Origin of the sequence: Clostridium senegalense, from assembly GCF_018916625.1 — a bacterium.
Classification (GTDB): domain Bacteria; phylum Bacillota; class Clostridia; order Clostridiales; family Clostridiaceae; genus Clostridium_J; species Clostridium_J senegalense.
On the sequence record NZ_JAHLNC010000005.1, the window covers coordinates 1 to 25127 of the forward strand.

Genomic DNA, 25127 nt, shown 5'->3' on the forward strand with positions numbered 1-25127 from the left:
TTTTCTAACATTTCATCATAATCTAGCCAGTAGTATTTTTCTCCATTAAAAACTTTAGATATAAATTTATTATGATTTTTAAATATATAATCTAAAATTAAAATATCATCAAAACTAACATTTGCTTTAATAGCCTCAACTTCATTAAAATTTAATTCATATAACATAAACAAACCCTCCTAAAATTAAGCTCTCACTATTCATATATGCATTAAGAGGAGAGAGTTCCGACTCTTTTTTATGTTTTTTAAAAGAAATTAGCAAGTTTATTCAGTTTTATATTATTTTTAAATTTAATATGAAAGTAAATAAAAATATTATAATGTAATGAGTATAATATAAAGAATTCATATTATATAGGGATATAATCATAGGCGTAAAACTAAGGCTAGAAATCCCAAATTTATAGTGTTAAAAAGTAATAATGAAAAAATTAAAAATGCTAGTCTGTGAAAATTTCAAAGAAACTCTAAATATATTTTTATCTGATTTTTATGACTACCCGGAGAAGCGACGTCCTTGTCTGGTGCACCGGCTAATCTGTCCTTGGATTAGGTCAAAAAATCAAACAAAAATCTATAAGAGTTTCTAAATCAATTTTCAATGAATAGCTTATTTAAAATCTTTATTATTACATAATGTATTAAAAGCTTAAAAGAAAAATATTTTATTGGAATAAAGTGGCTTAGCTTTATGCACGGGGATATAATCTCCAACTTAAGATTATACATAAAATTTTTGTTATCAGTTGAGAAAAAAGATTAACAAAAAATTGCGCTTATATCTGTAATTTTTTAAATATATAAATTATATAGTAGTTAGATTGCATAATTAAAATTTATAAAGAAGGAAAGTTATCCAAAGGGTTAGTGTCATCTAGAAGTTACTTTTTAATAAGTGAGGAAAATAAAAATATACAATTAATGAATTTTACCAGTAAAATATTCATTAAAAACTTATAATACCTTGAAAGTACTAAGTTTGAAGGAGAATTTGCTTATTAACTTAAAAAAAGAAAAATCACTGGTAAAAAAACAATAAAACCTAGTAAAATCAATGGTTAAGGTGTATAATAAGAAATAAAGAATGGCTATTTTTCAATGGTTGAACCTTAACATATGATGTATTTAAATTTTAGTAAATCCCATTGTTTATCTAAGCATTGGAAAGTTGAACCTTAACATATGATGTATTTAAATTAACTATGTTGTTTACTAAACCAATTTGTTTGATTAGTTGAATCTTAACACAAGATGTATTTTAAATTTTATTAACTAATAGAATATGCCTATCCTAAAGTGTTATATTTAATGCTTAGGATAGGTTTTTATTTTAAAAAGATTTTAATATATGATGGATATTAAATGTATAATTAAAGTAGTAAAAAATATAAGAATTTTACCGATAAATACCTAAAGTTACTTTATGCAGAAAGGGGTAAATTATGAAATATAGTATTACAGATTTAGCAGAAATTCTTGGATGTACTACAAGTGCTATTCACTATTTTGAGAAAGAGCATTTAATTGAAGTGGAAAAAGGAAAAAACGGCCATCGTTATTATAATGTTGTAGATGTATTTCGATTGCTTTCCTATACAAAGTATCGTTCAATGGAAATGCCTATGAAAACCATCATTACACAATTTGGTGGGAAGGAAAATAATTATAAGTTGATAGAAGAAAGAGAGACAATGTATCAATTAGAAGCTTTAAAAAAGGCTGAATATTATATGAATTTAGCAGATGCTATTGGAGAACATCTTATTAGTATAAGAAGAATTAAAGAACTATTAAATAAATATGAGTTTGCAAAATCGCCTGAAATAACAATTATATGCGATGATGAATGTGGATGGCTTTCAAAAAAACGTAGCTCCCAAAAGATAATTCATCAATGGGTAAAAGCAATGCCTACAGTTCAATTAGGGGTATTTGATTCAAGAATGGGAATGAGCAGTTTTGGATATCTAGTGAAGACAGAAAAGAGGAAGGAACTGAACTTACCATTAGGATTACATACCAGGGAATTGAAAAGTACATCTTGTATACATACAATTGTAATGGCAGATGAGGATTTTACACAATATCCTCAAAAAGTATTTAAAGAAGCCTCTGAATTTATAATGAAAAAGGGGCTGGAATTAGGTGAAATAGCCTGGGGAAAGATATTATTAGTTGAGGTTGAGAAAGGCTCAAAGTTACATCCTTATATAGAATTATGGATTTCGATAAAAATATAACAATATCCTCTTGAAAGTAAAGTTCCTTTATGCTCTATACTGAAATTAACAGGAAAACATTAAAAATATAAATGTGAATTCAGAAAGGAGAAAGAAAATGAAAGATAAATATAAGGTGCTTTACGACCCAATTAAAATTGGAAAATTAGAGATTAAAAATAGATATGTTTTAGCTCCAATGGGACCAGGTGGAATGTGTAACGCTGATGGTAGTTTTAATAAAAGAGGAATTGAGTTTTATGTAGAACGTGCAAAAGGTGGAACAGGATTAATTATGACAGGTGTAACTATGGTGGAAAACGCCATTGAAAAATGCGCATTACCATCTATGCCATGCCCAACAATTAACCCTTTAAATTTTATTACAACAGGTAATGAGATGACAGAAAGAGTTCATTCATATGGAGCTAAAATCTTTTTACAATTATCAGCAGGTTTTGGTAGAGTAAGTATACCATCTATTGTAGGAAAGGTAGCTGTAGCACCTTCTAAAATTCCACATAGATTTTTACCAGGAGTTACATGCCGTGAATTAACTACAGAAGAAGTAAAAAAATATGTAAAAGCTTTTGGAGATTCAGCAGAAATTGCAAAAAAAGCTGGATTTGATGGAGTTGAAATTCATGCAGTACATGAAGGATATTTATTAGATCAATTTGCAATTTCTTTATTTAATCATCGTACTGATGAATATGGTGGGTCACTTGAAAATCGTTTAAGATTTGCATGTGAAATTGTGGAAGAGATTAAACAAAGATGTGGACAAGACTTCCCAGTATCTCTTAGATACAGTATAAAAAGTTTCATTAAAGATTGGTGTAAAGGTGGCTTACCAGGGGAAGAGTTTGAAGAAAAAGGAAGAGATATTCCAGAAGGAATTGAAGCTGCAAAGATACTTGTTGCAGCAGGATATGATGCTTTAAACGGAGATGTTGGATCTTACGATTCTTGGTATTGGAGTCATCCACCAATGTATCAAGAGAAAGGGCTATACCTTCCATATAATGAAATACTTAAAAAAGCAGTAGATGTACCTATTATTACAGCAGGAAGAATGGAAGATCCAGAATTATCAAGTGATGCCATATTATCAGGAAAAACAGATATGATAGCTTTAGGAAGACCACTTCTTGCAGATGCAGAAATTCCAAATAAGATTTTTGAAGGTAAATATGATAAGGTTAGACCATGTTTATCTTGTCAAGAAGGATGTATGGGAAGATTACAAAACTTTGCAACGGTATCTTGTGCTGTAAATCCTGCCTGCGGACGTGAAAAAGAATATGGACTAGAAAAAGCTGAATGTATTAAAAAGGTACTTGTTGTAGGTGGCGGTGTTGCAGGAATGGAAGCAGCAAGAGTTGCAGCTATTCGTGGACATAAAGTTACATTACTTGAGAAAAATGGTTACCTTGGAGGTAATATTGTACCAGGAGGAGTTCCAGATTTTAAAGATGATGATCGTGCACTTGTTAAGTGGTATGAAGGTACACTTAAAGAGTTAGGTGTTGAAATAAAATTAAACGTGAATGTATCAAAAGAAAGTATTAAAGAGTTTGAAGGTTATGAGATACTTTTAGCAACAGGTTCTACTCCGAGAACACTTTCTATTGAAGGTGCTGATAATGTTTATTCAGCAGAAGATGTTTTAATGGAAAGAAAAAATGTTGGGGAAAAGGTTGTTGTAATTGGTGGAGGTCTTGTTGGATGTGAAACAGCTCTTTGGTTAAAGCAACAGGGAAAAGATGTTACAATTGTAGAAATGCAAAAGGATATTCTACAAGTAGGTGGACCTTTATGTCATGCAAATCACGATATGCTTAATGATTTAATTAAATTTAATAATATTAATGTTAAGACAAATTCTTATATAAGCAAGAAAACAGATAAAGGTTTTGTATTAAATACAAATGGAGAAGAATCAATTATTAAGGTTGATAGTGCTGTTGTAGCTATTGGATATTTATCTGAAAAAGATTTATATAATGAAGTTAGATTTGATATTCCTAATGCAAGGCTAATTGGAGATGCTAATAAGGTTCAAAATATTATGTATGCTATTTGGAGTGCATATGAAGTAGCTAAAAATATTTAAGATGTCTTTATGAAAACTAGATATGGATATATGTCCATATCTAGTTTTTATTCTTAAGGATTATTATCATAACTTTTGTTTTTTATATTTATTATTTAAATAAAATTCTTGTTTGAATAATTTTTAGTATATTAGATATAGCATATGAATTTTTACACATGTTCTAACTATTGAAACAAAAATTAAGAGTAGGTTTTTATCTTGAATGAAATATATTTTACTTATAAAAGAATAGTGGTTTTGAATTGAAAAAGTATAAAAAATAATGAATTTTACCAGCAAAATATTCACTAAAAACTTGTAATGCCTTGAAAATACTAAGTTAAAAAGGTATTTTACTTATTGAGCTTAAAAAATAAAAATCACTGGTAAAAAACAATAAAACCTAGTAAAATCAATAGTTTGGATGTATAATAAGAAATAAAGAATGGCTATTTTTCAATGGTTGAACCTTAACATATGATGTATTTAAATTTAAACACTACTTGTTTATCTAAATCTATTATAGCAAGTTGAACCTTAACATAAGATGTATCATGAAATATGTTGAATTTTATTTATTTAGCATTTCTTTTTTATAAAAACTAATATTTTAGGTAAGAATAAACTCAAGATTATTGAATAGTGGATAGTTATAATAAGGAGTGAGTTTATGCCATTAATAACATTTGAAGATATAAAAAATAATAAAGAATTTAAAACTTACATAGAAATAGGTGATAGACACTTAGGTGTAAAAGGATATACAAAACACGATTTTGGGCATGTAATAAAAGTTGCAGAAACTGCAGGTAATATATTAGAGCATCTAGGATTTAGTAAGAGAGAAGTGGAACTTGCAAAGATTGCAGGATATATACATGATATTGGAAATATGGTAAATAGACAAGAGCATGCTCAAACAGGAGCATGTATTTGTTTTAATATTTTAACTAGATTAGGTATGAGTCCAGAAGAAATAGGTATTATAGTATCTTCAGTTGGAAATCATGATGAAGAAGTTGGAATTCCTATAAATCCAGTAGCTGCAGCATTAATATTAGCTGATAAAGTTGATGTAAGACGATCAAGGGTAAGAAATACTGATTTTGCCACATTTGATATACATGATAGAGTAAATTATGCTGTAGAAAAAGCAGATGTAAAAGTTCATAAAATAAGCAGAAAAATAGAGTTAGCATTAACGATAGATACTACTATATGTCCGCTGATAGAATATTTTGAAATATTTCTTACTCGTATGTTGCTTTGTAAAAAGGCAGCAGACTTTTTAAAGGCTGAATTTAACTTAATAATCAATGAAACTAAAATGTTATAGGGTTCCAAGTTGACTTTTAAAATTATTCATTCCAAAACTTGGATACCTAAAATAGTGAGACATGCTCCGAATCATTTAGAATTCAATGCTGAATCTTGCACGAAAATATTTTAAAGTTATTGAATAAATTTAAATTTGAGCTTGTTTCCCTATATGATTAAAAGAATTAATATTAGAGTTATATAATGATAATCTTATAAAATTACCATTATATAGCTCTTTTTTATGTAATGAAAATAAAATTTACTAAGAATAAATTTCAAAATATAAAAAATATAAATATAGTGGTTTTGAAAGTAATGGTTCTAAGATGAAATTTTAGGAAGTTTAAGACAAAATTGTTACATTTAATGAATAAAGTATACTATTTTGTTTAAATTTGTATTAAAATACATATATAAGAATTTATAGGAGACTATAAAAATGATTTAATTATAGGGTTCCAAGTTGACTTTTAAAATTATCCATTCCAAAACTTGGATACCCAAAATAGTGAGACATGCTCTGAATCGCTTAGAATTCAACACTAAATTTTGTATAAAAATATTTTAAAGTTATTGAATAAATTTGAATTTGAGCTTGTTTCCCTATATATAACAATAACTAACAATTATGTTAAATTTATATTAAAAGATGGGAGAATATTATGGGAGATTTTAAAGTTAAAGAAGTAATTAATAAATGTTTTGTTTTTGGAACTTTAACATTGTCTTTTGCTAATTCTATATGGCTATATTTTATGTCTCAACATAATGCTATAAGTGAATTTTTAGCATGGATAGCAATAGCGATAGCAGCTATCTCTACAGCTATAATGTTTTGTTTTTATATTAAAGATAAGGGAAATGAAAAGGTAAGACAATTAGTAAGTATACCTTATGCTATAATTTATGCTATTGGCTTATTTGGAAGTAAAAGTACGTTATCACCAATACCTATACTTTTACTAGTTGTTATTTGTATGGTTTATTTAGAAGAAAAATTTTTATTAAGGATTTTAATAGGTGCATCAATATTTAATATTATTTGGATTATATTAAATATTGGAAATGTAGCGATACAATCAAAGGTTATTTTTTTAGAAGTAATTATATTTTTGTTCTTTATATTATCATATGTGGTAACAAAAATTTCTAATAAAGTTAGAAAAGCAGGATTACAGGAAAAAGAAAGGACTATTAAACTAGTAAGTGAACAAAAAGAAATAATAGAGCAAATGAAAAAGGCAACAGAGCTTTTAAATACTAATAGTAATTCTATTGAAAATACATTTAATATAATAGAAAAATCTTCTGATACTATTCAAGTTGCAATAGAGGAAATTTTAAATGGTTGTGAAGTAACAGCAGTAAGTATAGAAGATCAAAATGTTGCATCAAATAATATAAAAAATGATATTGAAAGTACAGTAAAAGAATCTATTGAAATGGGTAATCATTTTACTGAAAGTAAAAATACTTTTATAAACACTTTTAATATAGTTGAAGAGTTAGGCAATAAATCAAAAATAATAAAAAGCAAAAATGATAATGTTCACAATATATCTAAGGATTTAGTATCAAAAACCAATAAAGTTATTTCTATAATTAATATTATTGAAGATATATCAGATAAAACTAATTTATTAGCGTTAAATGCTGCTATAGAATCAGCAAGAGCAGGTGAATATGGAAAAGGTTTTTCTGTTGTTGCAGAAGAAATAAGAAAGCTTGCAGAGCAAAGTAAAGAATCTTCTCAAGAGATAAGTAACATTATAGGGAGTTTAGAAAGTGAGGTTTTAAATGTTTCTCAATCCATAACAGATGTTTCAAATATAATGGGTGAGGAAGATACTTTAGTAAAGACAACTACTGAAAATTTAGAGGCATTAAAAACAGAGATGATTACTTTGGAAGGAAAAGTTATAAAAGTTAATGGAAGAATAAATCAAATAAATGATGATAACTTAAAAATTAATGACAGAATAGAAAATATGGCATCGATTTCAGAAGAAACTTTAGCTAACTCTCAAAGCACCAAATCAGAAGTAGATATGCTTTTTGAAGAGGTTAAGAATGCTAAAAAATATTTAGAGGAATTATTAGTTTTAGCGGAACAGATGACAACTTACATTTAACATTCTAATTTAAAATTTTAATTTATAAATTCGGAAAATTAGAAAATTGAAAATTGTCCATTTCAGTAAGTGGATAGTTAAAAAGCTACTGTTAGCAATGCTTTTTAACTGTCCACTTTTACTTAAGATTATTAATTTAAAATAAAAGTTATATTATTATTCTCTTGTAAGTTTTTCTATGATATTCTCATGTTCTGGATATTTACTCATTAAATCACTTCTTGAGAAAAGTTTAAAATCATCAAAGTGGAATCCAGGAGATACCATGCATCCTACTAAAGCAAATCCATCTTCATTCATGCTTGAACCAAATATGTATCCTTTAGGAACTAAAACCTGTGGTGATTCGCCTTTTTCTATATTTAAACCTAATTGTTTTGTTATTAGTTCACCGCTAGGAGAAATCATGTATATTGTTAAAGGGGAACCACTGTGGTAGTACCACATTTCATCGGATTCAAGAATATGAAAATTAGAAACTTCTCCAGTTCTTAATAAAAAATATATACTGGTCCAAAGGTGTCTAGAGTCATTAGTATGATTAACTTTTATGTTTTCATCAGATTGGAAACATTCTTTAAAATAGCCTCCTTCAGGATGAGCAATCATATCTAAAGATTTTATAAAATAGTCTGCGTTTCTTATCATTTTTGCAATCTCCTTTATCAATTAAAATATTTATAAACAATATTAATACATTTGTTATAGATTTACAAGAAAAAAATATGACTAATAAATAAAAACTTATTTCAGTAATGGTTTTTGCGCAAAATAAGAACTTTATGTAATTTAAAACATATTATGTATATAGAGTATTGAAAAGGGAGTTTTGTTTATGTTAAGAGAAATTTGTATTGATAAAAGATATTTAGAAAATATATCTGGAGGAAATGACAGGTATAAATCTAATGATTATATTATTCAAAAACATAATGGTCTTGAGATTTGGAATAGTTTTTATAGGCAAACATCAGGAAATATGGTTCAAATGGATTTAGTTAAACAAGCAGTAAAGGGAACTTTTGAAAAAGCTTTTTTTGAACTTGCAAAAATTTCAGGAAGATTAAGTAATGATGAGGTTCTAAAATTTCATGTAAACTTTTTTGAAAATATGTTTATGCAACATGCAAATAACATACCATGCTTTAAAAAAGTAAAAGAAAAATCACCGGATAAAATGGAGTTTCAAAGAATAGTAGAAACTCATGTAAATAGATTTAGAAAGACATTTCAATTTCATGTTGAAAAGTTTCAGTGTAATAAAAGTATGAGTCCTTCAGAGAATATGGATTTAACCAATGAATTAAATAAATGGTTTGATGATTTTAATAGTAAGCTTAATGAGTTTATGGCATTGAGTAAGGATTTAACTTTAGACCAATCTATGGAGTTACATGATACAATGGTGGAAACCATAATTAGATTACATGTTGAAAATTTAGAATGTTTTAAAAATCTTAAAACAGGTGCTGTAGATGGTATGAATTTAAAAGATATAATAACTAATCATCAAAAGAGATGTAGAAATGTATTTAATATGCATGTAAATATGTTTAATTGTGAATAATATAGGGAAACAAGCTCCAATTTAAATTTATTCATCAAATTTTTGTTATCAGTTGAGAAAAATAAGAACAAATATAGTTAGTTAAGAATTATTGAAGAAACTGGGTATCAGTTTCTTAAATTTAAAAATACGTTGAGAATTACTAGGAACAAAGTGAGTAGTAATAACCTCAACTATTCACTATTAACTCTTAACTAAAATAATCTGTTAGTTATTGAAAAAATATTAATTTAAGTTTTCTCATTTGATAAATGAATAAGTTTAAGATTTAATTTGGGAACTCTATATAAATATATTTAAAATGTAAAATTTTAATAAAAATCTATTGACACTTTTCTTTAAACCATTTATAATCACTAAAAAGTAGTAACTTCGTATAACTCCAATAATATGGTTTGGGGGTCTCTACCAGGTACCGTAAATTCCTGATTACGAAGAAGAGAGTGTAACATTATCTTCTTCGTAATCAGGAATTTTTTTGTTATGTTACATAAAATATTTTATATAATAGGGGGAATTTATTAATGAAAAATTGTTTGCCAAAAATAGATTTACATTGTCATTTGGATGGAAGTGTTAGACCAGAAACAATACTAGATTTAGCTAAAAAGGAAGATATTAAACTATTTTCATATGATATAGATGATATAAAAAAGGCACTTATAGCACCATTTGATTGTGAGTCTTTAAATGAATATTTAGAAAGATTTAAAATACCAAATGATATAATGCAGTCAAAAGAAAGTTTAAAAAGAATAACCTTTGAATTATTAGAGGATGCAGCAAAGGAAAATGTTAAATATATAGAAATAAGATTTGCACCATTACTTCACACATTAAAAGGGTTATCAGTAGATGAGATTATACAAAGTGTAATTGATGGTATAAAACTTGGGGAAGAAAAGTATGAAATAAAAGGAAATTTAATACTAAGTTGTATGAGAAATATGGGCGAGGATGCAGCTATAAAAGTTATTGAAGAAGGAAAAAAATTCTTAGGAAATTATGTTGTTGCCATAGATTTATGTGGACCAGAAGAAAAGGGATTTGTACATGATTTTGTAAAAGCCATAAGACTTGCTAGAGAATATGGATATAGAGTAACTATTCACGCTGGTGAAACAGGATTTGGTATAAATGTTTTAGATGCAGTAAAACTTTTAGGTGCAGAAAGAATAGGTCATGGAATATTTATAACTAACTGTGATGAAGCTTATAAAATAGTAAAAGAAAAAGGGATAACTCTTGAAACATGCCCAACAAGTAACGTTCAAACTAAGGCTGTAAAATCTTTTGATAGCCATCCGTTTTATGATTTTTACAAAGATGGAATCAACGTTACAATAAATACAGACAATAGAACAGTTTCTAATATAGATATGACAAATGAATGCAATATTGCCTTTGAGAAATTTAAAATAAATAATGATGATTATAAGAATATATATTTAAAAACAGTGGAAGCAACATTTGCAGACGAAGACACTAAAGAGTGGTTAAAACAGTTTATTTAGTTAAATGAATTATTTAACTTAGAAAAATTAAAAATAATAATAGAAAACCTGTGTTAAAAATAAGATTTAAATTTTTAAACACAGGTTTTTTCTATATAAAATTATAGGTTAAGAGTTATTTATTACATTTAAATTTTTACAAAAGGTTAGAATAAAAACAGAATATTATGAAAATTATGTATATTAATATAGTATATATTTACCAAATGAACTATAATATATATTATATATTCTAAAGAGGGATGAAAGGAGGAAAAGTTTTGGAACTTTTAAGAACTGAATATTTAACTAAAAGCTACGGATTTAAAGAAACGGAAGTTAAAGCTTTAAAACCTACGGATCTTAGTATAAATGAAGGTGAGTTTACTGCCATTATAGGTCCAAGTGGTTCTGGTAAAAGTACACTATTACATCTTTTAGCAGGTCTTGATAAACCATCAAGTGGTAAAGTGTATATTAATGGAAAAGAAATATATTCTATGAGTGAAAAGGAGCTTTCTAAGTTTAGAAGAACTAATATAGGATTTATATTTCAGTTTTTTAATCTTATTCCTATACTTTCTATAGAAGAAAATATTAAATTACCAATTTTAATGGATGGAAGAAAAGTTGATGAAGATTATTTTAAGGAAATAATAGAAACTTTAGGACTTACTGATAGAAAAAGACACCTTCCTGGAGAAGTATCAGGAGGACAACAACAAAGAGCATCAATAGCACGAGCGTTAATTACAAAACCTTCAATAATATTTGCCGATGAACCTACTGGAAACTTAGATAGTAAAAATAGTAAAGAAGTAATGGATCTACTTACAATGTCAATTAAGAAATATAATCAAACTTTAGTTATGATAACACATGATCCTAAAATAGCAGAAAGAGCAGATAGAATAATAACTATATCTGACGGCGAGATAAGTGGAGATAGGAGGACTCATTAATGAAAAGTTTTTGGGGGCTTATTCCACGTAATATATTAAAGAATAAGAAAAGAAATTTTTTAATAGGAGTATCAATTATGCTAGCAGCGGCCCTTATTACATCTTTAAGCATAATTGAAAGCTCTATAATTAAAAATGCAAAACAGGGATATATAGATGCTTCTGGCGGAATTTATGATGTTCTGGCATATGAAAATGGATATAAAAACATGAGTAAATTCAAAGAAGATGAAATTTTTAAAAAAGCAACGATGGTTACTAATGTTGGTATTCATAAAGTTAAAGATTCCAAAACAGAAATATCAATAGATGGTTATGATGAAAATGCAAAACATATTTTAAACTTTAAACTTTTAAAAGGTAAATATCCAGAAAAAGAGAATGAAATAGCAATTGAATCTTGGATTTTAGATGAAATCCTTCCAAACTATAAATTAGGCGACAAGATAAATTTAAGTTATGAAAATAATAGTTCACAAAACAAGAAATTAACTGGTGAAAATGAGTTTACTTTAGTAGGTGTTATAAAGTACACAAGAGAAGAAGATTCATTAAAAAATAGAGGTAAGGCATATATAACTGATGATTATGCTAAAAAAATAGTTAAGTATTTTCCAGCAAAATATAGTGCATATGGAATAAAAAAAGATAAATATTCTTTAGAAGATATTGATATTATATTAGGTGTTACTAAGGATTATGAACAAATGTCTATATACCATAATTATTTTAAAGAATTTGCATTAAATGGAATAAAAGTTTTAAATGGAACATTTAAAATGATATTTTGGGTTGTAGGAGTAGTAGCGGCAATTGTTATTTATAATATCTTTAACATAATGGTTACAGAAAGAACTAAAGATTTTGGTATATTTAGAGCTTTAGGTACATCACCAGGAAAAATTAAAATTTTAGTTATTTTAGAAGGGATTACTTTAGGGGTGATATTTATACCTATAGGTATATTAATTGGAGGAGCTTTTATTACATTACTTATAAATAATGTTAATTTATCTAATTTTTATATACCTACAGATGGATTAAAATGGTCTTGCATAGTGGGATTCTTATCTATAATAGGTGGTTCGTATTTCCCTGCTAAAAAAGCTTCAAAAATAACACCTATGGAAGCTATTTTTTCAAATAATAATTTAGAGTTGAAGGGTCATATGTTAAAACCAGGATTGGAACCAGAAGAAAAATTTAGAAAAAATTTCTCATTTATATCTAATATGGCCTATTTAAATTTAATTAGAAATAAAAAACGTTTTATAACAACAGTTATATCTTTTAATATAACAATAATAATGTTTTTTGGAGTGAATTTCTTAATAGGAACAATGGACCCTATTAAAGATTTTAAAAATAAATTTGGTGGAGATTTCATAATTCAATCTTCTTCAATAAAAGGTAATCAAGGAATAAGCGAAAATAACATTGAAAATATATCTAAAATGCATTCTGTTAATATAAAAGATAAAGAAAAATCTATAAGTAATGGATTAGAATTAGCTAAGGATAATGTAACTAGTGCAGGATGTGAATACTTAAAGGCTTCTTGTGGAGGTAATAAATCATCACTAGATAATTTAAATAAAGGAATTTATAGATTTTATTGTGATTCATATGGATATGAAAAAGATGAAATAGAAAAGCTTAAGGAGTTTGTTATAGATGGAGAGATTGATTATGAAGAAATGAGAGAAAATCCATATGTGATTTTAATACAAAACAAATATAGTAAAGCAAGTGAAGATGATTTTGTAAAGTTAAAAATTCCTTTATATGATGAACATGGGGAGTTTAAAGGTGATAATACTGTAGAATTTAAAGTTATAGCAGTTTTAGATGAAAGTAAGGTGAAATTAAGTGAAAGATGTATAACAACTATAATGTCTAATGAGGCTATGGAAAGGTATTTAAATGTAAAAAACTATAGTAATTTAAAGGTAAGTTTAAGTGATGAAAACCAGTATGATAATGTAAAAACATTAATCAATAAAGAAATAAAAAATTCAAAAGAAATAACCCTATTAGATTATAAAAGTGAGCTAGAAAAACTGAAAAAAGATAGCAAAGATCAGTTGACGATATTATATAGCTTTATAGCTATTGTTTTTATAGTTGTAATAATAAACATTATAAATGTTATGAATATGAGTGTAATTTTACGAAAAAAAGATATAAGTATGCTAAGAGCCATAGGAATAGGCAACAAAGGAGTAAAAGAAATGATATTAAAAGAAGGTTTGTTTTATGGCATAGCTTCAGGACTCTCAGGGTCAATTTTAGGTACAATATTAGTGTATATATTATCTTATATAGTAAAGAGAAGTTCAAATAAAATTATAGCATTTCATATTCCAATAGTCTCAATAGTACTTTCCTTAATTATATCTATAACAGTATGTGCAATATCAGCATTATTACCATTAAGAAAAGTGTTTAAAGATAGTATTATAGATTCATTAAGAAGTATAGAGTAATTACAACGTCCATTTATAACCAAACAATGGTTATAAATGGACGTTGTTTTATATTATTCCTCTTTAAGTGGTAAGGTTTCATATATATTGTAATATTCGTCACCCCAATACTTATTTATAAATTCATCACGACCAGACTTTTCACGATCTTTTTTATATTCTTTAGAGTTCTTTTTATAAAAATTTTGATGATATTCCTCAGCATTATAAAATGTAGTAGCAGGCAAAATTCTTGTTATTACTGGTTTTTCAAATCGCTTGGAATTGTTAAGATTTTCTTTTGACTCTTCAGCTATAAGCTTTTGACCTTCAGTTAAATAAAATATTGCAGCTCTATATGAATTTCCCCTATCTTGAAATTGTCCTTCATCATCTGTTGGGTCAATTTGACGCCAAAATACATCTACAAGATCTTTATAAGATATTACTTTAGGGTCGAAGATAACTTCTATAGCTTCATAATGACCAGAACTTTGACTTTTTACATCTTTATAAGTTGGATTATCTAATGTGCCTCCGATATATCCAGAGGTAACTTTTATGATTCCATCTAAAATATCAAAAGGTGATACCATACACCAAAAACATCCACCAGCAAATATAGCTTTTTCATAATTTTTAGTACACATAATAACACCCCCTTTCATAATAAGTTATAAAAATTTTATCATTTAAATTCAAAAATTTACAGCATAATATATAGGATGCCAAGATTATTTTTTAAATTATATATTCCAAAACTTAGATACTCAAAATAGTGAGACATACTTAAAATCATTTAGAATTCAACACTATATCTTGTATGAAAATATTTTAAAGCTATTGAATAAATTTAAATTGGAGCGTGTTTTCCTGTATATTTATAAAAATATAATAGTAAAATTTAAAGTTTTTATTTATAATTGACTTTTAATACAATAATTTGTAAAGTATAAAGATGTACAGGAATATAAGTGCAAATATTAATTTATACATAGAGATTTTTATTTTAGCTTAAAATAAGAATCCAGGATTTAAAGTTTGTATTTAAAATTATGTAAGTCCTTTATTATCAATAAAAATAATAAATATTTTAGGTAAGATAATGAATTAAAAATTGAGGTCTTATATAAAAGATAAAAACAAACTTAAAATATAATTTTAGGAGGAAATATATGTACGTAGTTTTAGGAAATGAAGCTGTAGATAGCAAAGAATTTAAAAATAAAATTGAAAGTGAAACAGATTTTAAGGTTGTAAAAGACATGTGTAAGGGGTCAAAAAGAGAAGATATATTAGCATATAATTTAAGTGTTAGCATAGATATATTAAATGAGATGATAATAGAAGCAGGTTTTGATCCAAAAGAATTAAGTGAAGATGAATTATTTGATGAGTATCTTACAGTAGCTGAAGATTTGGCTTTAGATTTAGAAGAATTAGTAGGTGAAGATTCAGTTTTAGATATAAAAGCTTATAAATGGGATCCATCAAGTAATGATATTAAATTAGTATTAGTTATAGCAGACTATGAACTTCCAGAGGTGAAAGTAAATGATGTAGTTCGTAGACTTTTAAAACAAGTGGAATAATGCATACAAAAAGAAAGAATAAGCAAAAGAGTTGATTATGACTTAATTTGTATTGACAAATCTTTCTAAATAGCAGTATTATATAGTTGTATTTATTATTCATTTAAATAAAGAGAATTCTTTATTTTTTTGTTTAAAATATATTTAGCTATATTATAAAATTCTAATGTAATAAGTAGAGTTTCAATTTTTTATACTTTATAAAATGATGTCTGACAGAAAAGAGAAAATCTAATCTGAAAGAGAAGTAATGATATAAATATAGAATGTATAAAATCATTTATTAATGGTTTTATAAGAATACATATTGCTTAAAATATATAGTTTTTAATTTAAAACTATATAAAAATTGAGCAATTTATTTGTAGCTCCATTATAATATAATAGATTTAAAATCATATTATATGGGGTGTATATAAGGTGTATATTTATATGACTAGTTTTCTTTTAGAAGACTAGTCTTTTTGAGTTTTTTAAAAAATATATTAGGCATATTTAAAAAAATAGAAATAAAAGACAAATAAGTAAGAATGCTGACTTATTATTTATTTGATTATGCTTAAATTTATGGAGGAATTATATATGAAAAAAATAGCTGTTATAAGTGCAATACTTGAAGAGCCAATTAGTTGTCAAAATGAGTTTAATGAAGTTATCACAAAATTTAGAGGAAGTATAAAAGGTAGAATGGGTATACCTTTTGAAGAGGGAATTTCAGTTATATCTATAGTTGTTACAGGTGAGTTGAATGAGATAAATAGTCTTACTGGTAAGCTTGGAAATATAGAAGGAGTTACCGTTAAGACGTCAATTTCTAAAGTTGAGATATAAGGCATAATCAAATATGTTTCAAATCTTTGGTCTATTATTTCTTTTCACATGCCTAATTAAATTTTATGGAGGAAACATGGCTATAAAAAAACTTTTAGACAAACTATATAGTACTAATAATTTAAATGAAGAGGAACTTTTATATTTACTAAACAATTTAGATGAAGAAGGGATTAACTATCTTACAGAACTAGCTCATAAAACAGCTATACACAATTATAATAACAGTGTGTACATAAGAGGACTTATAGAATTTACTAATTACTGCAGTAGAAACTGTATATATTGTGGAATAAGGGCATGTAATAAAAATGCTCAGAGATATAGGTTAACTAAAGATGAGATTTTAGAGTGTGTAGAAAAAGGAGATAAATTAGGATATAAAACCTTTGTATTACAAGGTGGAGAAGATCCATATTTTACTGATGAGAAAATAATAGATATTGTTCAGAGTATAAAAAAGAAATGTCCAGATAGTGCTGTAACTTTATCTATTGGAGAAAGAAGTTATAAGTCATATAAAGATATAAAAAAAGCAGGTGTAGATAGATATTTGTTAAGACATGAAACTGCTAATAAAAATCTTTATGAAAGTCTTCATCCTAATAGTAGTTTTGAAAATAGAGTACAATGTTTGTTGAATTTAAAAGAACTTGGATACCAAATTGGTGCTGGATTTATGGTAGGAATACCAGGTCAAACTAATGAAGATTTAGTTAAAGATTTATTATTTATAAAAAAACTTACACCACATATGTGTGGAATAGGGCCATTTATTCCTCATAAAGACACCATATTTAAAGATGAAAAAAGTGGAACCACTAAAAAAACAATAATAATGTTAGCATTGACAAGGCTGTTAGTTCCAAAAGTCTTATTACCAGCAACTACAGCGTTAGGAACAATAGATTCAAATGGTAGAGAAAAAGGTATAAAAGCAGGAGCTAATGTAGTTATGCCAAATTTATCACCTAATAAGGTGCGAGAAAAATATGCACTTTATAATGGTAAAGTATCAAGTGGTGATGAAGCTGCAGAATGTAAAAAAGAGATAGAGGATAGAATAAATTCTATTGGATTTAAAGTTGAAATATCAAGAGGAGATAGCAAAGTATTATAATATAACTGTACTAAATTGCTAATTATAATTTTAATAACAAGAAATAAAGTTAAAAATAATAAGTTTATTGATAATGGAGGATTTTTATGTTTATAAAACATGATTATATAGAAAGTATTTTAGAAAAGGCTAAAAGTGCATCAAAGGAAGATATACAAAGGGTTTTAGATAAAGCTAAAGAACGTAAAGGATTAAGTCATGAAGATATAGCAATATTACTTCAAATTGAAGATGAAAATCAATTAATGGAAATGTATAAAATTGCAGGAGATATAAAACAATCTATTTATGGAAAAAGAGTAGTTCTTTTTGCGCCTCTTTATGTTAGTGATTATTGCGTAAACAACTGTGTTTATTGTGGATATAAAAGATGTAATAAATTTAATAGAAGAAAGTTAACTCAAGCAGAAGTTGCTGAGGAAGTTAGAATTTTAGAAAAAATGGGTCATAAAAGATTGGCATTAGAACTTGGAGAAGATCCAGTGAATGCACCAATTGAGTATGTGCTTGAATGTTTAGATACAATATATAAAACTCAAAATAGCAATGGAGAGATAAGAAGAGTTAATGTAAATATAGCCGCAACTACTGTAGAAAATTATAAAAAATTAAAAGATGCCAATATAGGAACATATATATTATTCCAAGAAACTTATCATAAGCCAAGTTATGAGGCAATGCATCCAAACTCATTAAAATCTGATTATATGTATCACTTAACAGCTTTTGATAGAGCTATGGAATCAGGAATAGAAGATGTTGGTGCTGGGGTATTATTTGGACTTGCTGATTATAAATTTGAAGTATTATCACTTATGATTCATAATGAACATTTGGAAGAAAAATTCAATGTAGGGTTCCATACAATTTCTGTTCCAAGACTTAAAAAAGCTGAAGGTATGACTTTAGAAAACTTTCCTAATTTAGTAGATGATGAAACCTTCAAAAAAATAGTTACTATAATAAGAATAGCTGTACCTTTTACAGGAATAATTCTTTCTACTAGAGAAAGTGCTAGTATGAGAAAAGAACTTTTAAAATATGGGGTATCACAAGTTAGTGCAGGCTCTATAACTGGTGTTGGTGGATACAAAGAGCAAGAGGAAGGTAACAATGTAGATCAGTTTACTGTTTCAGATAATAGAAGTCCTATAGAAGTTTTAAATGAATTATTAGATGACGGTTATATTCCAAGCTATTGCACTGCTTGTTATAGAAAGGGAAGAACTGGGGAAAGGTTTATGACTCTTGCCAAATCAGGACAAATTCAAAATGTATGTGAGCCTAATGCTATGACTACATTAATGGAATATGCATTAGATTATGGTGATGATAAGTTTATTGAAAAAGCAGAAAAAACTATAATAGATAACTTAAAATATATAAAAAGAGAAGATATAAGAGAACTTGTCAAAGAAAATATTAAAAAATTAAAAGAAGGAAAAAGAGATCTTTATATCTAAAGAGAGGTTTATATGAATACTACACCAAATAGTAATAGAAAACATATAACTATATATGGAAAAGCTAATGCAGGTAAATCCTCATTAATGAATAGATTTTTCAACTCAAAGGTTGCTTTAGTATCAGAAACAAAAGGAACAACCACAGACCCTGTATTAAAACCTATGGAGTTAATTCCTGTAGGACCTGTAGTTTTTATTGATACTGCAGGTATTGATGATATAAGTGAACTTGGAAAATTAAGAGTAAATAAAACTTTAGAAATATTAAAAAGAACAGATATTGCCATATATGTTATGGATATAAATGATATAGACCTAACCTATTATGACAAAATGAAAAGTGAGTTTAAAAGATTTAATATACCACACATATTAGTGTTTAATAAAATAGATATTATAAGTGAAGAAAATTTATTTTTATTAAAAGATAAGTTTAAAGAAGCTGTATTTATATCAAGTGAAACTAAAGAAGGCTACAATAATTTAATTGATGTTTTAATAAAAAAAGTAGGAGAAACTGAAGAAGATTTGCCTATAATTGGGGATTTACTTCCTTATAATAGTAAGGTTATTCTTGTAGTACCAATTGATAGTGAAGCACCAAAAGGAAGACTTATATTACCTCAAGTTCAGTGTATAAGAGATTGTTTAGATAATGGAATAAAAAGTTATGTGGTAAGAGATACAGAGCTTGAATCGGCCCTTGAAGATGTTAAGGACGTTGACTTAGTGATTACTGATTCTCAAGCTTTTAAAAAAGTTGATAAAATTGTTCCAAAGAATATTAATTTAACGAGCTTTTCAATGCTTTTTGCAAGACAAAAGGGTGATTTAAAAGAGTTTTTAGATGGGGCAAATAAAGTTGAGGATTTAAATGAGAATTCTAAAATACTTATTTGTGAAAGTTGTTCACACAATGTTTCTCATGAGGATATAGGAAGAGTAAAAATTCCTAAACTTCTTAATAAACATGTTGGGTTTAACTTAACTTATGAGTATAGAGTAGGTCATGATTTTCCAGAGGATATAGAAAAATACGATTTAATTATACATTGTGGTGCATGTATGATTAATAGAAAAACAGTGTTAAATAGAGTTAGATTATGTAAGGAAAAAAATATACCTATAACTAATTATGGGGTTTTAATAGCCTATTTAAACGGAATATTAGATAGGGCTAAAAGTATATTTTAAAAGAATAAATAAAAATAAAAGCTATATAAAAACAAGGATATTGTTTTTATATAGCTTTTAAATTTGTATGATATTTTACAGATAGTTAACAGCTTATTTTAGTTAACTATAGTGCTACTTATTTTTATCAACTGATAACAAAGATTTGATGAACAAACTTTATATAGGATTCCAAGTTGATTTTTAAAATTATCCATTCCAAAACTTAGATAACTAAAATAGTGAGACATTCTCCGAATCACCTAGAATTCAACACTATATCTCGTATATAAATAATTTAAAGTTATTGAATAAATTTAAATTGGAGCTTGTTTTTTATAACATATGTTAAATATATTTTATATGTAATAATTTAATGTTAAATAAAAAGAATAAAAATAAGTATTAAATGAAAGTACGTATAAATTATAGCATCATAGAAACAAAAAAGTAATCATCTATCAATTCTATTTTTGAACCTTTATTTATCCAAATTTTTCTAGATGGTATATTATCTTTTTTTATTTTAGAAGATAAGTGTTTTATTCCTTTTGATTTTGCATAATTTAAAATTTGAGAAAAAGCTTCAGTTGTGTATCCTTTCTTCCAATATTTACTGCTAATCCAATAACCAATTTCAGCTTTTTTAAGTTTTATATTTTGATGACTTAAAGAGATTGTTCCAATGGCAATTTCTTTATATAAAATGGCAAATATCTCTGCATTATTAACTTTGGACCAGTGATTGTTATAGATAATAAATTCATTATGAGATATATTGCTTTTTTTTGCACCTAAAGAATCCTGTAATTTATTATCTGTATTTAATATTTTAACAAGTTCATTTGCAAAAGTATTATTAATTTTTGCAAGAGTAATATTATTTGTATTATTAACCACAATAAAGACCTACCTTTTATCATTTACCATACTAAACTTTATTATAAAAATTAGTAATAGGTATATCTATAGTATATACCTATATAGAAATATATGCCAGAATATGCATTATTATAAAGATTTTTGTTTATACATTTATATAAAAGGTTTTGAAATAATTCTATAGAATATAAGTAATGAAACTGTTTTAAAGGGGATTATAATAATGAATAGAAATAAAAAAATATTTAATGGTATAATTTTATTTACTATATATTTTCTATCAATAATATATAAATATAATCATGATGTTAAACTTGAAAAATATATTTCAAAATTTAACGAGGTAAAAATAGTTTATTCACAAGGATTTAAAAAGAAAGATTATAAAATAACTAATACATTAGAAGTTACTAAGTTTTATGATTATTTGTGCAAACAAAAGGTAAATAGAACCTTTTGGAAATGTGTTGATGGAAATATAAAAAAATATCATATAAGTTTTAAGAATGACAAAGATAAAATTAATGAATTAGTTATTTTTGAAAATGGTAAGATATTAATTAATCATATTGAATATGATTTAAATAAAGATATTTTTAATAATGTAGAATTTCAAAATATAATTTCAGGCAAAGAAATATAACTTGTCCAGTTATTATAATTCATGGGGATAATGATGATGAAGAAGTTCAATTGTTTAAAAGGTCTAAAAATGCAATGAATTACTTGAAAAATAGTGATATTGTAGTTATTCATGGAGAAAATCATAGTTTTATTAATCATTATGACAAGTTAGTAGAAATTATTACAAACTGGTTTTTAAAACATTTTAAATAAAATAGAAAAGTATAGTTTTTAAGCTTTTATTTAAATATTATATTGCAAATGTTATCCTATAATTTAGTATTATATACTAGGAAGAGAAGGTGTGTATTAATGAAAAGTTTAGTAGTATTTTTTTCATTAGAAAATAATACAAAAACAATAGCTAAGGCTATTAGTGATGAACTTGATTGTGAATTACTAGAGTTAAAATCTAAAAAACAATATCCTACTTCAGGATTTAAAAAATTCTTGTGGGGTGGTAAAAGTGTTTTGTTTAAAGAAAAACCAGAGCTTTTACCATTGGATGTAGATCTTAATAAATATGATAATATACTTATTGGAACGCCTATTTGGGTAGGAACTTTCCCGCCGCCAATAAAAACTTTTATAGAAGAATATAAAATAGAAAATAAAAATATAGCAGTGTTTGTATGTCATGGTGGTGGTGGTATATCAAAATGTTATAAGGATTTAGAAAAACAATTACCAAACAACAAATTTAAAGGATATGTAGAATTTTTAGAACCTTTAAAAAAGGATACATGTGAATCTATTAGTAAAGCAAAAAAATGGGCAAAATCATTAGATTTAAAATAGAATTTTAAATTTAAAACTAACTTAATATATTTATTAGATGAATTTTTTGTTATATAGTTTAAAAGGGTTATCCAAGTTTTGGAATGAATAAATTTAAAGGGTCAACTTTGAACCCTATAATCATATTAAAATAGAATTTAAATTTTAATATGATTTTTTTATGTTTTATATTAAGTACCATTAAAAAATACATTGTATTTACTATTAAACGTTAGTATAATGTTTAATAAAACGAACAAGTGTTAGTTAAATGTTAAGAAAAGGTGATTAAAAATGGAAAATGAGAAATTAAGTACTAAAGAAAAAATTTTTGCAAAATCCATAGAATTATTTTCTAAAAAGGGATTTAATGGTGTATCCATACGACAAATAGCAAAAGGTGTAGGTATTAGAGAAAGTTCAATTTATAATCATTATAAAAGTAAAGATGAGATAATAGAATCTATATTTGAATATTTTGCTAAGTCTATTAAAGATTATAGGCCTTCTACCCTAGAACTAAATAGAATGATGGATTTTATGTCACCAGAGGAGTTGTTTAAACATCTTGTAATAACCTATGGTAAGTTTTTAAATGGAAAGCTTGATAGTATAGCAATAATAATATATTCAGAGCAATTTAAAAATAAAAAAGCAAAGGAATTAATGGTTGAGACTATAATAAAAGAGCCTTCACGATTTATAAAAGAAATATTAGATATGATGAAAGAAAAAAATTTAATCAAAAATATAGATACTTCACTTGTGGCAGATGAATATAACTATGCTTTAGTTGCAATAACTTTTGAATATGCTCATGCAATAAATGATGGGAAAGATACATCTCCAATAATAAAAAAAATGTTTAAGCATATAAGTTTTATCTGCGATTATTTAAAAGTGAAATAGGAAAAGAGGTTTTACAAATGAAAAAAATTTATCCTTTATTAGGGGTAATTGCATCAATTAGTTATATTATATATGTAAGTGTAGGGGGAGTTTTAAGCGATGGTGAATATAGTCATCTTACTAATGCAATAAGTGATTTACCTTATTTTATACCACAAGATAGTTTTATATGGTTGGAAAAATTAACAATAATCTATAGGGCATCTCTTGCTTTTTTTAGCATTATTGCTTTTATAGATTTTAAAAAATATAAGTCTACTATATGTAGAATAGCTTTTTTATTAGTATTAGTTAATTCTCTAGTAGGTATGATGATGACCTTTTTTCCTATGGATGTTAGAGATCCTCAAATAACATTTATTGGCATTAGATATATTGTGTTAACAGGATTTTCTTTAATATTTAGTACATTACCTCCATTATTTATAGGGATAGGTGTTAAAAATATAGTTAAGTTTAGACATTTAACTATCTATTCAATGATATCAAGTTTAATTATATTTATCAGTGGATGTATTAGTGCTGTTGGTGCTGTCAATGAATATATATATTTTGGAGTTTTTGAAAGAATCACAATTGGTACATATATTATTTGGATTTTAGTTGTTTCAATGAACATATTATTTAGCAATATAGCTACAGCTAATTTAGAAAAGTATTTAAAAAACAAGGTAGAATGTACATAGTTAAAAAAGATAAGGATTCCTCTTTTTAATATTATATAAAAGTATATTTAATAATGAAATAAGTATAACTTATAATGGTAAATTATGATAATATAAAACTATATAGAATTATAGAAAAGGAGTTGCAAAGGATGAAGATTAGAATAGATGAAGAATTAAAGGAAAAATGTCCAAATTTAGTTTTAGGATGCATAATAGCAAATGTAAAAGTTACAGAGTATGACGAAAAATTATGGAAAGAAATAAATAAAGAGTGTTTTAAATTTCAGGGGACAATGGAATTAAAGGATGTTTTGCAACTTGAAAATATAAAGGCATCTAGGGATGGTTACAAAAAATTAAAAAAAGACCCAAGTAAATATAGGGTTTCATCAGAGTCTTTAGTTAGAAGATTGGTAAAGGGATTAGATCTTTATAAGGTTAATACTATAGTAGATATAAATAATTTAATATCCTTAAAAAGTCTTAATTCAGTTGGAACATATGATTTAGAAAAAATAGGTGAAGATATATGTTTTACAGTAGGAAAACCTGGTGAAACTTATGAGGGTATAGGAAGAGGCTCTATAAATTTAGAAAATATGCCAGTTTTCCAAGATGAAAAAGGTAAATTTGGAAGTGCTACTTCAGATTCCATAAGAGCTATGATAACAAAAGATACAAAATGCATATTAATGAACATAATTTCATTTAATGGTGAAAAAAATTTACAAGATTATATAAGTAATAGTATAGATCTTTTAAAGAAATATGCTTATGGGGAAATTTTAGAAGTAAAAGTTGTTAAATAGACACTTAAATGTAATTAT

Annotated in this window: 22 protein-coding genes and 1 riboswitch; of the genes, 19 read left to right on the top strand and 3 right to left on the bottom strand. The window is 26.1% G+C overall.

What is annotated here, in order from left to right; translation table 11 throughout:
* Window positions 1-1444 precede the first annotated feature (1444 nt).
* The 4 genes from KQI36_RS09980 (at window position 1445) to KQI36_RS09995 (ending at window position 7771) form a co-directional block, all read left to right on the top strand.
* Window positions 1445-2242: a MerR family transcriptional regulator gene (locus KQI36_RS09980; protein WP_216450738.1), complete on the top strand. Its 798-nt coding sequence runs from the start codon at window positions 1445-1447 to the stop codon at window positions 2240-2242.
* Window positions 2243-2339: 97 nt separating this feature from the next.
* A complete protein-coding gene (locus tag KQI36_RS09985; protein WP_216450739.1) occupies window positions 2340-4337 on the top strand; it encodes an FAD-dependent oxidoreductase in 1998 nt (665 codons plus the stop codon).
* 652 nt (window positions 4338-4989) lie between these two features.
* Window positions 4990-5655, top strand: coding sequence for an HD domain-containing protein (locus KQI36_RS09990; RefSeq protein WP_010297494.1), 666 nt, complete (start codon window positions 4990-4992; stop codon window positions 5653-5655).
* Window positions 5656-6301: 646 nt separating this feature from the next.
* The gene (locus KQI36_RS09995) at window positions 6302-7771 is read left to right on the top strand and encodes a methyl-accepting chemotaxis protein (RefSeq protein ID WP_216450740.1); all 1470 of its coding nucleotides are present in this window, start codon (window positions 6302-6304) and stop codon (window positions 7769-7771) included.
* 156 nt (window positions 7772-7927) lie between these two features.
* Here the strand turns inward: KQI36_RS09995 and KQI36_RS10000 are convergent, their stop codons facing one another.
* Window positions 7928-8419, bottom strand: a complete 492-nt coding sequence (locus KQI36_RS10000) for a cupin domain-containing protein (protein ID WP_010297487.1) — start codon at window positions 8417-8419, stop codon at window positions 7928-7930.
* Window positions 8420-8606: 187 nt separating this feature from the next.
* Here KQI36_RS10000 and KQI36_RS10005 point away from each other — a divergent pair, with 187 nt between their 5' ends.
* The 4 genes from KQI36_RS10005 (at window position 8607) to KQI36_RS10020 (ending at window position 14279) form a co-directional block, all read left to right on the top strand.
* Window positions 8607-9338 carry a hypothetical protein gene (locus KQI36_RS10005; RefSeq protein WP_216450741.1) on the top strand — a complete coding sequence of 244 codons (732 nt, stop codon included), beginning with the start codon at window positions 8607-8609 and terminating at the stop codon, window positions 9336-9338.
* Window positions 9339-9690: 352 nt separating this feature from the next.
* Window positions 9691-9790, top strand: a riboswitch (purine riboswitch).
* Between the two features lie 72 nt (window positions 9791-9862).
* Window positions 9863-10852 carry an adenosine deaminase gene (gene add / locus KQI36_RS10010; protein ID WP_216450742.1) on the top strand — a complete coding sequence of 330 codons (990 nt, stop codon included), beginning with the start codon at window positions 9863-9865 and terminating at the stop codon, window positions 10850-10852.
* A gap of 260 nt (window positions 10853-11112) precedes the next feature.
* Entirely contained in the window at window positions 11113-11793 is a 681-nt protein-coding gene (locus tag KQI36_RS10015) for an ABC transporter ATP-binding protein (RefSeq protein ID WP_061995690.1), read from the top strand.
* Window positions 11793-14279: an ABC transporter permease gene (locus KQI36_RS10020; protein ID WP_216450743.1), complete on the top strand. Its 2487-nt coding sequence runs from the start codon at window positions 11793-11795 to the stop codon at window positions 14277-14279. The genes KQI36_RS10015 and KQI36_RS10020 overlap by 1 nt, the downstream gene beginning before the upstream one ends.
* Window positions 14280-14332: 53 nt before the next feature.
* On the opposite strand, the gene msrA is transcribed toward KQI36_RS10020, so the two are convergent.
* Window positions 14333-14908, bottom strand: a complete 576-nt coding sequence (gene msrA / locus KQI36_RS10025) for a peptide-methionine (S)-S-oxide reductase MsrA (RefSeq protein ID WP_216450744.1) — start codon at window positions 14906-14908, stop codon at window positions 14333-14335.
* A 525-nt stretch (window positions 14909-15433) separates the two neighbouring features.
* On the opposite strand from msrA, the gene KQI36_RS10030 reads away from it, so the two are divergent.
* The 5 genes from KQI36_RS10030 to hydF all read left to right on the top strand — a co-directional run bounded on the left by KQI36_RS10030 (window position 15434) and on the right by hydF (window position 20461).
* Entirely contained in the window at window positions 15434-15850 is a 417-nt protein-coding gene (locus KQI36_RS10030) for a hypothetical protein (RefSeq protein ID WP_216450745.1), read from the top strand.
* Between the two features lie 582 nt (window positions 15851-16432).
* The gene (locus KQI36_RS10035) at window positions 16433-16681 is read left to right on the top strand and encodes a TM1266 family iron-only hydrogenase system putative regulator (RefSeq protein ID WP_010297449.1); all 249 of its coding nucleotides are present in this window, start codon (window positions 16433-16435) and stop codon (window positions 16679-16681) included.
* A gap of 82 nt (window positions 16682-16763) precedes the next feature.
* Window positions 16764-17801, top strand: a complete 1038-nt coding sequence (hydE, locus tag KQI36_RS10040; RefSeq protein ID WP_216450917.1) for a [FeFe] hydrogenase H-cluster radical SAM maturase HydE — start codon at window positions 16764-16766, stop codon at window positions 17799-17801.
* 86 nt (window positions 17802-17887) lie between these two features.
* On the top strand, window positions 17888-19264 hold the full coding sequence (gene hydG / locus KQI36_RS10045) for a [FeFe] hydrogenase H-cluster radical SAM maturase HydG (protein WP_061995694.1): 1377 nt from the start codon (window positions 17888-17890) through the stop codon (window positions 19262-19264).
* Window positions 19265-19276: 12 nt separating this feature from the next.
* Window positions 19277-20461, top strand: coding sequence for a [FeFe] hydrogenase H-cluster maturation GTPase HydF (gene hydF, locus KQI36_RS10050; protein ID WP_216450746.1), 1185 nt, complete (start codon window positions 19277-19279; stop codon window positions 20459-20461).
* Between the two features lie 405 nt (window positions 20462-20866).
* On the opposite strand, the gene KQI36_RS17725 is transcribed toward hydF, so the two are convergent.
* Window positions 20867-21340, bottom strand: coding sequence for a GNAT family N-acetyltransferase (locus KQI36_RS17725; RefSeq protein WP_010297437.1), 474 nt, complete (start codon window positions 21338-21340; stop codon window positions 20867-20869).
* 205 nt (window positions 21341-21545) lie between these two features.
* On the opposite strand from KQI36_RS17725, the gene KQI36_RS10060 reads away from it, so the two are divergent.
* The 6 genes from KQI36_RS10060 (at window position 21546) to KQI36_RS10085 (ending at window position 25109) form a co-directional block, all read left to right on the top strand.
* Window positions 21546-21965 carry a hypothetical protein gene (locus tag KQI36_RS10060; RefSeq protein WP_216450747.1) on the top strand — a complete coding sequence of 140 codons (420 nt, stop codon included), beginning with the start codon at window positions 21546-21548 and terminating at the stop codon, window positions 21963-21965.
* A 17-nt stretch (window positions 21966-21982) separates the two neighbouring features.
* Entirely contained in the window at window positions 21983-22159 is a 177-nt protein-coding gene (locus tag KQI36_RS10065; RefSeq protein ID WP_483400430.1) for a hypothetical protein, read from the top strand.
* A gap of 99 nt (window positions 22160-22258) precedes the next feature.
* Entirely contained in the window at window positions 22259-22744 is a 486-nt protein-coding gene (locus KQI36_RS10070) for a flavodoxin family protein (protein WP_216450749.1), read from the top strand.
* A gap of 273 nt (window positions 22745-23017) precedes the next feature.
* On the top strand, window positions 23018-23632 hold the full coding sequence (locus KQI36_RS10075) for a TetR/AcrR family transcriptional regulator (protein ID WP_216450750.1): 615 nt from the start codon (window positions 23018-23020) through the stop codon (window positions 23630-23632).
* 17 nt (window positions 23633-23649) lie between these two features.
* Complete coding sequence (locus tag KQI36_RS10080; protein ID WP_216450751.1) at window positions 23650-24318, top strand: DUF998 domain-containing protein; 669 nt, start codon at window positions 23650-23652, stop codon at window positions 24316-24318.
* A 131-nt stretch (window positions 24319-24449) separates the two neighbouring features.
* Window positions 24450-25109, top strand: coding sequence for a B3/B4 domain-containing protein (locus KQI36_RS10085; protein ID WP_216450752.1), 660 nt, complete (start codon window positions 24450-24452; stop codon window positions 25107-25109).
* Window positions 25110-25127: the final 18 nt, after the last annotated feature.

What these genes read in the sequence shown, in the direction of transcription:
- KQI36_RS10060 (WP_216450747.1), top strand. Translation starts at nt 21,546, where the DNA reads ATGAATAGAAATAAAAAAATATTTAATGGTATAATTTTATTTACTATA.
- KQI36_RS10000 (WP_010297487.1), bottom strand. Translation starts at nt 8,419, where the DNA reads ATGATAAGAAACGCAGACTATTTTATAAAATCTTTAGATATGATTGCT.
- KQI36_RS09990 (WP_010297494.1), top strand. Translation starts at nt 4,990, where the DNA reads ATGCCATTAATAACATTTGAAGATATAAAAAATAATAAAGAATTTAAA.
- KQI36_RS10030 (WP_216450745.1), top strand. Translation starts at nt 15,434, where the DNA reads ATGTACGTAGTTTTAGGAAATGAAGCTGTAGATAGCAAAGAATTTAAA.
- add (WP_216450742.1), top strand. Translation starts at nt 9,863, where the DNA reads ATGAAAAATTGTTTGCCAAAAATAGATTTACATTGTCATTTGGATGGA.
- KQI36_RS10075 (WP_216450750.1), top strand. Translation starts at nt 23,018, where the DNA reads ATGGAAAATGAGAAATTAAGTACTAAAGAAAAAATTTTTGCAAAATCC.
- msrA (WP_216450744.1), bottom strand. Translation starts at nt 14,908, where the DNA reads ATGTGTACTAAAAATTATGAAAAAGCTATATTTGCTGGTGGATGTTTT.
- hydG (WP_061995694.1), top strand. Translation starts at nt 17,888, where the DNA reads ATGTTTATAAAACATGATTATATAGAAAGTATTTTAGAAAAGGCTAAA.
- KQI36_RS10080 (WP_216450751.1), top strand. Translation starts at nt 23,650, where the DNA reads ATGAAAAAAATTTATCCTTTATTAGGGGTAATTGCATCAATTAGTTAT.
- KQI36_RS10005 (WP_216450741.1), top strand. Translation starts at nt 8,607, where the DNA reads ATGTTAAGAGAAATTTGTATTGATAAAAGATATTTAGAAAATATATCT.
- KQI36_RS09995 (WP_216450740.1), top strand. Translation starts at nt 6,302, where the DNA reads ATGGGAGATTTTAAAGTTAAAGAAGTAATTAATAAATGTTTTGTTTTT.
- KQI36_RS10085 (WP_216450752.1), top strand. Translation starts at nt 24,450, where the DNA reads ATGAAGATTAGAATAGATGAAGAATTAAAGGAAAAATGTCCAAATTTA.
- KQI36_RS09985 (WP_216450739.1), top strand. Translation starts at nt 2,340, where the DNA reads ATGAAAGATAAATATAAGGTGCTTTACGACCCAATTAAAATTGGAAAA.
- hydF (WP_216450746.1), top strand. Translation starts at nt 19,277, where the DNA reads ATGAATACTACACCAAATAGTAATAGAAAACATATAACTATATATGGA.
- KQI36_RS09980 (WP_216450738.1), top strand. Translation starts at nt 1,445, where the DNA reads ATGAAATATAGTATTACAGATTTAGCAGAAATTCTTGGATGTACTACA.
- KQI36_RS10020 (WP_216450743.1), top strand. Translation starts at nt 11,793, where the DNA reads ATGAAAAGTTTTTGGGGGCTTATTCCACGTAATATATTAAAGAATAAG.
- KQI36_RS10070 (WP_216450749.1), top strand. Translation starts at nt 22,259, where the DNA reads ATGAAAAGTTTAGTAGTATTTTTTTCATTAGAAAATAATACAAAAACA.
- KQI36_RS10035 (WP_010297449.1), top strand. Translation starts at nt 16,433, where the DNA reads ATGAAAAAAATAGCTGTTATAAGTGCAATACTTGAAGAGCCAATTAGT.